General features: G+C 65.1%; 11 protein-coding genes, 1 tRNA gene and 1 pseudogene. 8 read left to right on the forward strand and 5 right to left on the reverse strand.

Features of this window, described 5'->3' with window-relative positions; genetic code table 11:
* Positions 1–602 precede the first annotated feature (602 nt).
* The 7 genes and pseudogenes from ACM608_RS06470 to ACM608_RS06500 all read left to right on the forward strand — a co-directional run.
* Positions 603–731: pseudogene (locus tag ACM608_RS06470) on the forward strand (heme-binding protein); the annotation flags it as partial.
* 19 nt (positions 732–750) lie between these two features.
* A complete protein-coding gene (locus ACM608_RS06475) occupies positions 751–1017 on the forward strand; it encodes a heme-binding protein (protein ID WP_419682435.1) in 267 nt (88 codons plus the stop codon).
* Between the two features lie 40 nt (positions 1018–1057).
* Positions 1058–1366 carry a putative quinol monooxygenase gene (locus ACM608_RS06480; protein WP_188073327.1) on the forward strand — a complete coding sequence of 103 codons (309 nt, stop codon included), beginning with the start codon at positions 1058–1060 and terminating at the stop codon, positions 1364–1366.
* Positions 1367–1635: 269 nt separating this feature from the next.
* Positions 1636–2526: an aldo/keto reductase gene (locus ACM608_RS06485; protein ID WP_419682436.1), complete on the forward strand. Its 891-nt coding sequence runs from the start codon at positions 1636–1638 to the stop codon at positions 2524–2526.
* 57 nt (positions 2527–2583) lie between these two features.
* On the forward strand, positions 2584–3258 hold the full coding sequence (locus ACM608_RS06490; protein ID WP_184724585.1) for a putative quinol monooxygenase: 675 nt from the start codon (positions 2584–2586) through the stop codon (positions 3256–3258).
* A complete protein-coding gene (locus ACM608_RS06495; protein WP_419682437.1) occupies positions 3258–4367 on the forward strand; it encodes an L-dopachrome tautomerase-related protein in 1110 nt (369 codons plus the stop codon). The genes ACM608_RS06490 and ACM608_RS06495 overlap by 1 nt, the downstream gene beginning before the upstream one ends.
* A gap of 76 nt (positions 4368–4443) precedes the next feature.
* Positions 4444–6990, forward strand: a complete 2547-nt coding sequence (locus ACM608_RS06500; protein ID WP_419682438.1) for an excinuclease ABC subunit A — start codon at positions 4444–4446, stop codon at positions 6988–6990.
* A 90-nt stretch (positions 6991–7080) separates the two neighbouring features.
* On the opposite strand, the gene ACM608_RS06505 is transcribed toward ACM608_RS06500, so the two are convergent.
* Complete coding sequence (locus ACM608_RS06505; protein ID WP_419682439.1) at positions 7081–7656, reverse strand: TMEM175 family protein; 576 nt, start codon at positions 7654–7656, stop codon at positions 7081–7083.
* 246 nt (positions 7657–7902) lie between these two features.
* A complete protein-coding gene (locus ACM608_RS06510) occupies positions 7903–9093 on the reverse strand; it encodes a zinc-dependent alcohol dehydrogenase (protein ID WP_419682440.1) in 1191 nt (396 codons plus the stop codon).
* 166 nt (positions 9094–9259) lie between these two features.
* Here ACM608_RS06510 and ACM608_RS06515 point away from each other — a divergent pair, with 166 nt between their 5' ends.
* The gene (locus tag ACM608_RS06515; protein ID WP_419682441.1) at positions 9260–10369 is read left to right on the forward strand and encodes an L-dopachrome tautomerase-related protein; all 1110 of its coding nucleotides are present in this window, start codon (positions 9260–9262) and stop codon (positions 10367–10369) included.
* A gap of 182 nt (positions 10370–10551) precedes the next feature.
* Here the strand turns inward: ACM608_RS06515 and ACM608_RS06520 are convergent.
* The 3 genes from ACM608_RS06520 to dapB form a co-directional block, all read right to left on the reverse strand.
* Positions 10552–10628 (reverse strand) — tRNA-Arg (locus ACM608_RS06520).
* Positions 10629–10829: 201 nt separating this feature from the next.
* Positions 10830–11492 (reverse strand): endonuclease III, encoded by a 663-nt coding sequence (gene nth, locus ACM608_RS06525; protein ID WP_419682442.1) that lies wholly within the window; start codon positions 11490–11492, stop codon positions 10830–10832.
* 83 nt (positions 11493–11575) lie between these two features.
* On the reverse strand, positions 11576–12313 hold the full coding sequence (gene dapB, locus ACM608_RS06530; protein WP_419682443.1) for a 4-hydroxy-tetrahydrodipicolinate reductase: 738 nt from the start codon (positions 12311–12313) through the stop codon (positions 11576–11578).
* Positions 12314–12334: the final 21 nt, after the last annotated feature.

Consider the following 12334-nt stretch of genomic DNA (forward strand, 5'->3'; position numbering starts at 1 on the left):
TTCCTGCGTAGAAGACGGCGGCAGTCGGCGGTATTTGGCGCCCCGCACCGGATAAACATAACGAATACATTTCGCCATTCATACTACCCTAGACCCGCCGAGCACCGCCGATTAGCGGCCTCCGCCGCTTAACCTTGCCGCTCGCACTTCGACACCTTGGCGTGCTCGATTGTGGGCGATGCTTCATGAATGTTGGCGCCTTGGCAATCAACGCGCGGCCGACCTTGCCGGCGAGATTGGCCAACCGGCCGGATTCATCGGGCTGCCGGGCGGCTTGACAGCAGGCTCAGCGCGATCGGGAAGACGGCGTCGGCAAAGCCTTCGAACGGCCGGTGGGGTGCCGCGGGGACGATCTGGTTCCGATCGGTTCCTTGACGCATTGCGATGACTCCGACCGCGGCCCCGCACCCCACGGTCCTTGAGGGACGTCGATCTTGCCGCATTTGTTCACGCCGCCAGGAACGAACAAGGAGCAGCGGTAGTTGAAGCCTGAGAACGGCCCTCGCCTCGCGACGCCACTGTGCACATCGATGGGACGGTGACGCGGCAGCCGCGAAACGCCGGTCGAAAATGATCCAAGCGATCAACCCAAGGAAAACGTCATGACCATCAGCCAAGTATCCGTATCGCTCGAAGACGCACAGCGCGTGATCGCTGCCGGTCAGGCCAAGGCGGGCGAGATCGGGTCGCCGAGCAATGTGACCGTGGTCGACGCGGGCGGCAACCTCGTCTCCCACATCCGCATGGACAATGCGTGGGTGGGCAGCATCGACATCTCGATCAACAAGGCCCTTCACGGCGCGCGCGTTCGACATCGCCACCACGGACCTGGGGGAGAACGCTCAGCCCGGAAAGCAGTTCTACGGCATCCAGAACTCCAACCATGGCCGGGTGATGATCTTCGCCGGGGGCATCCCACTTCGCCAAGACGGCCAGGTAGTCGGGGCGGTAGGAGTGAGCGGGGGCAGCGGCGAGCAGGATCAGACGGTCGCCGAGGCGGCCGCAGCCGCGTTTTGATCATCGCGACAACCCGAGCAAGGCAAAGGAGAGATTCAAGATGGCAACGCAAGTCAGCAAAGCGGTTCTGGTACGCCTCGAAGCACTACCCGGCAAAGAGGACGATCTCCGCGCCTTCTTGAACCAGGGGCTGTCGATCGTCGAAGGGGAGCCCAAGACCGTAAGGTGGTTCGCAATCCAGTTCGGACCCTCGTCGTTCGGGATATTCGACGCCTTTCCCGACGAAGACGGGCGCCAGGCGCACCTGTCGGGCGACGTCGGGAAAGCGCTCGGTGAGAACACGGGCGTTCTCTTCGAGAAGCCCACGATCGAGCAGCTCGATGTCGTGGCGGAGAAGCAGCCTGCCTAGAACAGGTGGCGCCCGCGGGGCGGTGCGGATCAACCCAGACGCTGCATGAAGCGGGAGTTTGATTGGGGCGCTGGTCCGCGTGGCGTTCGGAGGGGGCGAGCCGCGGGCCAGACGGTTAGTTGGTTGAAGAGTTAGGGGTAGACGAAGCCAATCTCGAAGTGACAACTTGTAGGAGATGGAGAGATGGCGAATGAGATTCTCGTCGGCCTGAAGGTTGCGATCCTACTGACGGACGGATTCGAACAGGTGTCGCCGCGGGCGGTGGCCGCGTGACACACGCCGCCGCGCAGCAGGGGCCGTCTTCGCCGGGACAGGAGACCATGGAGCGGCGTCCCTTCGGTGCCGCACCCGGCGACGTCCCGGTGATCGGCCAGGGGACCTGGTATATCGACGACGCGCACCGGCCCACCGCGGTCGCCGCGCTGCGTCACGGCATCGACCTCGGCATGACCCACATCGACACCGCTGAGATGTACGGCGAAGCCGAGGTTGTGGTCGGAGAGGCCATAGCGGGGCGGCGAGACGAGGTTTTCCTCGTCTCGAAGGTGCTCCCCAGCAACGCTTCCCGTAGCGGGACGGTCGCCGCCTGCGAGCGCTCGCTCGCGCGCCTCCGGACTGACAGGTTGGACTGCTACCTCTTGCATTGGCCCGGGTCGTACCCCCTCGAGGAAACCTTCGCCGCCTTTGAGCGGCTCTGCGAACAGGGAAAGATCCTATCTTGGGGCGTAAGCAACTTCGACGTTCCCGACCTCGATGCCGCTTGGAAAGCCGGCGGCGAGGGCCGGATCGCCTGCAACCAAGTTCTCTACAATCTTGGTGAGCGCGCGATCGAGCATGCCGTGCTGCCTTGGTGTGAGGAGCACGGCGTCGCCGTGGTTGCCTACAGCCCGTTCGGCCATGGCAATTTCCCTGGCCCGGACACGCCGGGCGGCCGCGTGCTGGAGGAGATTGCAGCGAGCCATGGCGCGACAGCACGCCAGGTGGCGCTGCGCTTCCTTGTGCGTCGGCCATCGCTGTTCGCTATCCCCAAGGCGTCCAGCGCGGAGCACGCTGCCGACAATGCGGGCGCCGGCGCGCTGCGGCTGACGGACGCCGAACTCGCCATGATCGACGCGGCGTTCCCGCTTGGCGCCCGGCCGCGCGAACTTCCCATGATTTAGGCCCAGGACGCCTTCCGTGGAGCTCGAGGCGCTACCTTCGGAACAAGGAGAGAAAAGATGCACAAGGCACTGTTTGTAGGCATTGAAGCCGGGCCGACCCACCAGGAAGATGCCGCTGAATTCCTCCGGGGTGCGCTGGAGCCGGTCGAGCATGAGCAGGACACGCGGCACTGGTACGCGCTGCGCTTTGGCCCCGCCGACTTCGCCATCTTCGATACCTTCCCCGGCAATGCCGGCCGGCTGAAGCATCTGTTCGGCACGGTCGGCCGGGCGCTGGTGGTGAAGACCTTCACCATCCTCAACGGCTTGCCGGAGATCGAGCCGGCCGACATCCTCGCCCTCAAGGTGCCGGCGGCGGACGCCCTGCCGCGCCTGGCCCTGCATGTTCCGCTTGAAGCACGGGACGGTGCGGAGGAAGAGGTTGCCCGCTTCCTGCAAGGAGCCCGATCGGCCGTGGAGCGGGAGCCGGGCACCCTGTCGTGGTACGCTCTGCGTCTCGGAAAGACTCGGTTCGCCATCGTCGATACCTTCGCCGACGAGGCAGGGCGCGAGGCGCATCTGTCGGGCGAAGTCGGCACGGCGCTATCCGGAAGCTCCGCTTCGCTGTTCGCCGAGCCTCCCCAGATCCACCGCGCAGAGATCCTGGCGTTCAAGATTGCGTCCGCTGGTGATGAGGAGAGGACGAGCAGCAACACGTCGGTCACGCGGCCGCTTGAGAGAGGGACAGTCTGATGGACACGAAGCAGAAGGCGCTCGTCGGAGCCACCGTTGCCGGCACCGCAGCAGCCGGAGCCGCGTTCGCGTTCAAGTTCGCGGGCACGGATTCGAAGCTCACCAAGGTCGCGGATTTCGGCCATCAGGTGACCGGCGTAAGCGTCACCGAGGACGGCCGGATCTTCGTCTGTTTCCCGCGCTGGACCGACGACGCCCCGATCTCGGTCGCCGAGCTGCTGCCGAGCGGAAAGCTCAAAGCCTATCCGGACGAGAAATGGAATTCGTGGCGCAACGCGAAGGCGAGCGAAATGCCGGTCGACGAGTATTTCGTCTGCGTGCAATCGATCGTGGCAGACGGTCGAGGCGCCCTGTGGGTGCTCGATCCAGCGGCGCCCGGCAATGAAAAGATTTTGCCCGGCGGCCCCAAGCTGGTCGGCATCGATCTTGGCGCCGATCAGGTCACCAAGACGATCCTGTTCGACGAGACGGTGGCGCTGCAGGGCACCTATCTCAATGACATCCGCTTCAGCGCTGACGGCAAGACCGGCTACATCACCGATTCCGGCACGCGCGGCGCGATCATCGTCGTTGACCTTGACACCGGTGACGCCTTCCGCGCGCTCGACGGCCATAAGTCGACGCAGGTCGAGAAGGACGTGATCGTCGAGATTGACGGCAAGCCGCTGCGTCGGCCCGACGGCCGCCAGCCGACCTTCTCGTCGGACAGCCTCGCGATTTCCAACGATGGCGGCACGCTTTACTGGCAGGCACTTACCGGCCGAACGCTCTATTCGATCGAAACGTCGAAACTCAGCAAGGGCACTCCGACCTCCGACGTCGAAGCGGCAGTGAAGACCGTCGGCACGACCAATGTCGCGGACGGACTCTGGATGGGCAGCGACGACACACTCTATGTCACCTCGCCAACCGACAATTCGGTAAAATATTGGACGGGCGATGCGCTGGAGCCGGTGGTGACCGACAAGAGATTGCGCTGGCCCGATACGCTGTCGGAAGGGCCGGACGGGACGATCTACGTCACTGCCTCGCACATCCAGGATACGAACTGGTATAAGCCGGGCGCGCCTGCTTCGCTGCCAACCGCGCTTTTTTCCTTTCGTCGGTGACGCGATACGGTGAAGACCCAGACCCCTATCACGCAATCGAACCGACGCCCGGCGTGTCAGGGGCCAGGAGTCTCGCATGGGAGATAACAAGGCCTCCGGCTTCGTGTGCGTGCGCGGGGCGCGGGAGCACAATCTAAAGAACGTCGATGTCGACATACCGCGCGACGCTTTGGTCGTGTTCACCGGCGTGTCGGGATCGGGCAAGTCGTCGCTCGCTTTCTCCACCCTCTATGCGGAGGCCCAGCGCCGCTATCTGGAATCGGTCTCGCCTTATGCACGCCGCCTGTTCCACCAGATGGAGGTGCCCGAGGTCGACGAGATAGAGGGCCTGCCGCCGGCGGTGGCACTGCAGCAGCAGCGCGGGTCGCCAACCAGCCGCTCGTCGGTCGGCAGCGTCACCACCCTCTCCAACCTGCTGCGCATGCTGTACTCGCGCGCCGGCGACTATCCGCCGGGCCAGGCCCATCTCGATGCCGAATCCTTCTCTCCCAATACGCCCGAGGGCGCCTGCCCGCGCTGCCACGGCCTCGGCCGGATCCACGAGGTCACGGAAGCCTCAATGGTGCCCGATCCTTCGAAGACCATCCGGGAGCGCGCCATCGCCGCCTGGCCAACGGCCTGGGGCGGCCAGAATCTGCGCGACATCCTGATCAGCCTCGGGATCGACGTCGACACGCCGTGGCGCGACCTGCCGAAGAAGGTGCGCAAGTGGGTATTGTTCACTGACGAGCAGCCGCAGGTGCCCGTCTATCCCGGGTGGAGCCATGACGAGATCCAGCGCGCGATCCGTCGCAAGATCGAGCCGGCCTATATGGGCACCTTCTCGAGCGCCCAGCGTCATGTCACCCACAGTTTTGCGACCACCCAGAGCGCGATGATGAAGAAGCGCGCGGCGCGCTTCATGATCGGCCGTGCCTGCCCGCTCTGCGACGGCAAGAGGCTGCGCCGGGAAGCCCTGTCGGTCAGGTTCGAGGGGCTCGACGTCGCAGAGATGGGCCGGCTGCCCATGGCGCGCTTCTCGAAGATCTTCGCGCCTTATGCCGAGGGCCGAAGCGGCAAGCTCAAGGCGCTGCGCAAGACCCATCCCGGAAAGGCGCTGGTGGTGGAGCGGATCGCCGCCGATCTCTGCCGCAGGCTGTCCATTCTGCTCGACCTCGGCCTCGGCTATCTGACGCTGGAACGCAGCACCCCGACCTTGTCGCCCGGCGAGCTCCAGCGGCTGCGGCTGGCGACCCAGGTGGTCTCCAACCTGTTCGGGGTCGTCTATGTGATGGACGAGCCGTCTGCCGGGCTCCATCCCGCCGATACCGAGGCTCTGCTGCGCGCACTCGACGGATTAAAGGCGGTCGGCAATTCGCTGTTCGTCGTCGAGCATGAGATGGACGTGGTCCGACGCGCAGACTGGATCGTCGATGTGGGCCCCGCCGCCGGCGAGCATGGCGGCGAGATTCTCTACAGCGGCCCGATCGAGGGCCTGCGCAAGGTCGCCGCGTCGGAGACAAGGCGCCATCTGTTCGACGAAGGCGGCGGGATGCCGAGCCGGAAACGCGAGCCCGCCGGCTGGCTGCGTCTGGAGGGGGTTTCGCGCAACAATCTGAAGCAGGTCGACTGCGCAATCCCACTCGGCGTAATGACCACTGTCACCGGAATCTCCGGCTCAGGGAAATCGAGCCTGGTCAGCCAGGCGCTGGTCGAGCTGGTCGCCGCCGCGCTCGGCACTCCGGTCCCGGCCGAAGATGAGGCGGATGCCGAAGCCGCGCTTGAAGACCGCCCCGCCGGCCCCACCGAGGGCGGCATTCTCGGCGCTCTCGAAGGGATCAGGCGGCTGATCGAGGTCGACCAGAAACCCATCGGTCGCACCCCGCGCTCCAACCTCGCCACTTATACCGGCCTGTTTGACCATGTCCGCGCCCTGTTCGCGGCGACTCCCGAAGCCAGGAAACGCCGCTACGATGCCGGGCGCTTCTCGTTCAACGTAGTCAAGGGCCGCTGCCCGCGCTGCGAGGGGGAAGGCTTCGTGATGGTAGAACTGCTCTTCCTGCCGAGCGTCTACGCCCCCTGTCCGACATGTCACGGCACGCGCTACAACCCGAAGACGCTTGAGATCCGCTATCGCGGCAAGACCATCGCCGAGGTGCTCGCGCTCACTGTCGAGGGTGCTTCGGAGTTCTTCGACGACGCGCCCAACGTCTGCCGGTCGCTCAAGGTGCTTCGCGAGGTCGGGCTCGACTATCTCCGCCTCGGCCAGCCGGCGACTGAATTTTCTGGCGGTGAAGCGCAAAGGGTGAAGCTCGCCACCGAGTTGCAGCGCGCGCAGCGCGGCGGCGCGCTCTATGTGCTCGACGAGCCGACCACCGGCCTCCACCCGACCGATGTCGAGCGGCTGCTAGGCCAGCTTCACGCCTTAGTCGACGCGGGCAACAGTATCATCCTGGTCGATCACGACATGAAGGTGGCGGCGGCGAGCGACTGGGTAATCGACATCGGCCCCGGTGCCGGCGACGAGGGCGGGCGGATCGTCGCGAGCGGCCCGCCGGCCAAGATCGCCGCCTGCCAGGCGAGCCGCACCGCGCCCTATCTCGATCGCGCGCTCAGCGGACGGCTGGTCGCCGCAGCCACCTGAGCGTCGGCACCGAAGCGTTCTTCTCGCAGGCCGCGGCCACCGCGTCCTCTTTGCCTTCCTTGGCTTCGATGCGAATGAGCAAGGGTGCGATCAATCGTTTGTTCTCTCCTCTTCGCTCGGTTCTTCCCCCGACCGGTAGCGGGGCTTGGGCTGCGGCAATATCCAGTAGGCGGTGGCGGCGAAGCTGAGGCCAAGGCCGAGCCGAGGAGCGACCAGCGCGATCAGCACCGCAAGCGCCAGAACCGCCGTTCCCGCCACGTAGCGCCGCGTCATCTGAGTGACGTAGTCGGGCGCGAGGCGACGATCGATCAGCCGACGGTGTCGGCTCGCGTAGAACCACTTCATGAGCCAGAACAGCGATGGGAGCAGTAGCACGGCCGCGAGGATCGCACTCGCCTCAGCCTCTCCCGCGCTGCCCAGGTGAAAAGCCCAAAGCCGTGCCGGGTACGGCAAAGCCCCGATGCCGAGGAAGCTGACGATCAGCGCCAGGTGATCTCGCCACTGTTCGGCCACCGCCCGCGCGACGTCCGCGGCGGCGGGCGGCCCGTCCGGACTGCCGGGCGGCTGGATCTCGACGAACAGCAAGGTCAGCGCGATCGCGAAGACAGCGTCGGTGAATCCTGCGAAGCGCTTCAGCCCGTGCTCAGCACCATGCGTGGAAGCCATCAGCCTATCCCTGCCTAACTCCTGGCCCGCAGTTTCCAGCGTGCGCTGTAGCTGCTCGGTGGCAGGCGAGGTCCGGCCCGCCCGTACCTAGAAATGCCTGCGCCTGCGGCCACGACTTCATGTCGCACCTCACGGGCCAGATCGAGGCGTACCTTAACGCTGACTCGTCTCCGAGAGCCCTTAGATCGGCCTAACCAGCTGCTCCGGCATGGCGGATGTGGGTTCCATCGTCGAGGTCGATCCGGATCACATCGAGCCTGCGGCGTCTCCGGGCCGCAGAACCACCTTGATCACGCCGTTCTCTTTGTCGCGGAACTGCTTGTACAGTTCGGGCGCGTCTTCGAGGCTGGCGGGGTGGGTGACGACGAAGCTCGGGTCGATATCGCCGGCGACGATCCTGTCGAGCAAAGGCTTGGTATAGGCCTGGACATGGGTCTGCCCCATCTTGAAGGTCAGCCCCTTGTTCATCGCGGCGCCGATCGAGATTTTGTCGCCCATGCCGACGTAGACGCCCGGGATTGAGATGGTCCCCGCCTTGCGCACGCTCATGATCGCTTCGCGCAGGACATGGACGCGATCGGTAGCGAGGCGGACGGCCGCCTTGGCCTTGTCGAGTACGGCGTCGGCGGATCCGTGCCCCGAAGCTTCGCAGCCGACGCAGTCGATCGCGCTGTCGGGCCCGCGATTGTCAGTGCGGGACATCAGCTCGTCATACACATCGACGTCGGCGAAGTTGATCGTCTCGGCCCCGCCGGCCTCGGCCATGGCGAGCCGTTCGGGCACTTCGTCGATAGCGATCACACGGCCGGCGCCCATCATCAGCGCCGAGCGGATCGCGAACTGGCCAACCGGGCCGCAGCCCCAGATCGCAACGGTGTCGCCCGGCTTTATCTGGGCGTTCTCGGCCGCCATGTAACCGGTCGGGAAGATGTCGGACAGGAACAAGGCTTGCTCGTCGGTGATGTTGTCCGGAATCTTGATCGGGCCGACATCGGCCATCGGCACGCGCAGATATTCGGCCTGGCCGCCGCAATAGCCGCCCATCATGTGACTGAAGCCAAACAGGCCGGCAGGCGAATGGCCCATCGCCTTGATCGCCATCTCGGCATTGGGGTTGGTGGTGTCGCAGCAGGAAAACAGACCCTGCTTGCAGAACCAACACGAACCGCAGCTGATGGTGAACGGAACGACGACGCGGTCGCCCTTCTGCAGGTTTGTGATCTCGGAGCCGACCTCGACCACTTCGCCCATGTTCTCGTGGCCCAGGATGTCGCCGGCTTCCATGGTCGGCTGATAGCCGTCGAGCAAATGGAGGTCGGAGCCGCAGATCGCGCAGGCGGTGATCTTGATGATGACGTCGCGCGGATGCTTGATCTCGGGATCGGGGACGGTGTCCACCCGAACATCGCCTTTTCCGTGCCAGCAGAGCGCGCGCATGTCGGGTCTCCTTTTTGGTTAATGGTAGGTGAACTGGTCGCCTGACGAAACGTTCCCTGTCGTTACGGTGCCATTCAAACTAATCGAAGAAATAGTCACGAACTTGCTGCTCGCCCGACTTGTTGGCGTTATCGAATCGATTCTCGACGACCTGAAGGGACAGTCCGTGGGCACGAAGCAAAAGGCGCTGATTGGAGCAGCCGTCGCCAGCACCGCGGCTGCCGGAGCCGCGCTCGCGTTCAAGTTCGCGGGCACGGATTCGAAGCTCACTAAGGTGGCCGATTTCGACCACCAGGTGACCGGCGTAAGCGTCACCGCGGACGGCCGGATCTTCGTCTGTTTCCCGCGCTGGACTGACGACGCCCCGATCTCGGTCGCCGAGCTGCTGCCGAGCGGAAAGCTCAAGGCCTATCCGGACGAAAAATGGAATTCGTGGCGCAACGCCAAGGCGAACGAGATGCCGGTCGGCGAATATTTCGTCTGCGTGCAGTCGATCGTGGCAGATGGTCGGGGCGCCTTGTGGGTGCTCGACCCCGCCGCGCGCGGCAATGAAAAAATTCTTCCCGGCGGCCCCAAGCTGGTCCGGGTCGATCTCGCCACCGATCAAGTCACCAAGACGATCCTGTTCGACGAGACGGTGGCGCTGCAGGGCACCTATCTCAATGACATCCGCTTCAGCGCTGACGGCAAGACCGGCTACATCACCGATTCCGGCACGCGCGGCGCGATCATCGTCGTTGACCTTGACACCGGTGACGCCTTCCGCGCGCTCGACGGCCATAAGTCGACGCAGGTCGAGAAGGACGTGATCGTCGAGATTGACGGCAAGCCGCTGCGTCGGCCCGACGGCCGCCAGCCGACCTTCTCGTCGGACAGCCTCGCGATTTCCAACGATGGCGGCACGCTTTACTGGCAGGCACTTACCGGCCGAACGCTCTATTCGATCGAAACGTCGAAACTCAGCAAGGGCACTCCGACCTCCGACGTCGAAGCGGCAGTGAAGACCGTCGGCACGACCAATGTCGCGGACGGACTCTGGATGGGCAGCGACGACACACTCTATGTCACCTCGCCAACCGACAATTCGGTAAAATATTGGACGGGCGATGCGCTGGAGCCGGTGGTGACCGACAAGAGATTGCGCTGGCCCGATACGCTGTCGGAAGGGCCGGACGGGACGATCTACGTCACTGCCTCGCACATCCAGGATACGAACTGGTATAAGCCGGGCGCCCCCGCTTCGCTGCCAACCGCGCTCTTTTCCTTTCGTCGGTAACGCGCTGCCATCGATTATATGCGCCGGCTCGCTCAAGGCATCGCTGGCCCGGTGGCCTCGCTCGTTCGCACTGGGCCGCGAGGCGTGATTCGAACTCCGTCACCGACAAGGGGCGCCGGACCTGCTACCCTGACGTAGTCGGGGCGGCAGACGGGCTGGACACGGCGGCTTACGGCGGTAGCTGGCGCACCCATCAGGATTCGAACCTGAGGCCTCTACCTTCGGAGGGTAGCGCTCTATCCAGCTGAGCTATGGGTGCCTGTTGCTTACGCGGTGCTTACGCGGAAACTCTATGAGTTGGAAGCTCCATCGATGTCCTTTGCAAGCCCTTGTAAATCAACTACTTTCATTCATCTCTTTCCGACCATAACCCGTTGACAGCAGCCTTCGGAGGGCAGCGCTCTATCCAGCTGAGCTACGGGTGCGTTGCAGGGCGCTTAGCAAAGGGCGGGGGGCGCGGCTAGGATGAAATAGGCTGGGCTGAAATGGGGGCGGGGGTCTTCGGGGTGTAGGGGCAGAGGTCGTCCACCGGGCAGCGCCAGCATTCCGGGCGGCGCGCCTTGCAGATGTAGCGGCCGTGCAGGATCAGCCAGTGATGGGCATGGGCGCGGTAACGCTTCGGGGTGACCTTCTCCAGCCCCAGTTCGACCGCCAGCGGGGTCTTGCCGGGGGCGAGCCTGGTCCGGTTCGAGACGCGAAAGATGTGGGTGTCGACGGCGATCGTCTCCGCGCCGAAGGCGACGTTCATGACGACGTTGGCGGTCTTGCGGCCGACGCCGGGCAGCGCCTCCAGCGCGGCGCGGTCGCGCGGGACCTCTCCGCCATGTTGATCCACGAGGATGCGGGCGGCGGCGATGACGTTGCGGGCCTTGGTGTTGAACAGGCCGATGGTGCGGATGTGGCGCTTCAGCCCTTCCTCGCCGAGATCGAGCATGGCCTGCGGCGTCGTCACCTGTTGGAAAAGGAGGCGGGTGGCCTTGTTGACGCCGACATCGGTCGCCTGCGCCGAGAGGGCGACGGCGACCAGGAGGGTGTAGGGATTGACCCATTCCAGCTCGGTCTCGGGCGCTGGGTCGGCAGCGGCGAGACGGGCGTAGAACGCTTCGACATCGGTCTTCTTCATCTTTGATCATCGTTGATAATAAAGGAAAATCCAGCTTAAGTTGCGAAAGTTGCGGCTGGCGAAGGGTTAAGTTGCGGCTCGACTTAGCTGATGCCGAGCACGTCCGGCATGGCATAGCGCCCCGGCGCGCGGCCGATCAGCCAGCGCGCCGCCTTCACCGCGCCGCGCGCGAAGATGGCGCGGCTTTCGGCGCGATGGCCGAGTTCGATGCGCTCGCCCTCGGCCGCGAAGATGACGTTGTGGTCGCCGGCAACGGAGCCGCCGCGCAGCGAGGCGAAGCCGATGGCGCCCTCCCGCCGCGCGCCGGTCACGCCGTCGCGCCCGCGATCGGCGACGGTGGCGAGATCGACGCCACGCCCTGCCGCCGCCACCTGGCCGAGGAGGAGGGCGGTGCCGGAGGGGGCGTCAACCTTGTGACGGTGGTGCATCTCGACGATCTCGATGTCCCAGTCGGTGCCGAGGCGGGCGGCCGCCTCCTGCACGAGATGGGCGAGGAGGGTGACGCCGAGCGAGGTGTTGCCGGTCTGCAGGACCGGGATCGTGGCAGCGGCGCGGTCGATCGCGGCATGGTGATCGGGTTCGAGGCCGGTGGTGCCGATGACGAGCGGGAGGCCGGCGCGAACCGCGGCGTCGATCACGGCGGGCAGAGCGGCCGGATTGGAGAAATCCACGACGACGTCGGCGTTCGCAGATGAAAGGCCGCTGAGATCGTCGCCCGCATCGAAGAGCGGCCCGAGGATGCAGTCGGGGCTGCCGTCAAGCGCCAAGGCGATCGCCTGACCCATGCGACCGCGCGCGCCGATGAGCGCGATGCGTGTCATGCGGTCACCGCGAGAGATGCA

The sequence above is a fragment of the Sphingomonas sp. ID0503 genome, from assembly GCF_048565625.1.
In the GTDB taxonomy this organism is placed as follows: domain Bacteria; phylum Pseudomonadota; class Alphaproteobacteria; order Sphingomonadales; family Sphingomonadaceae; genus JBLZUR01.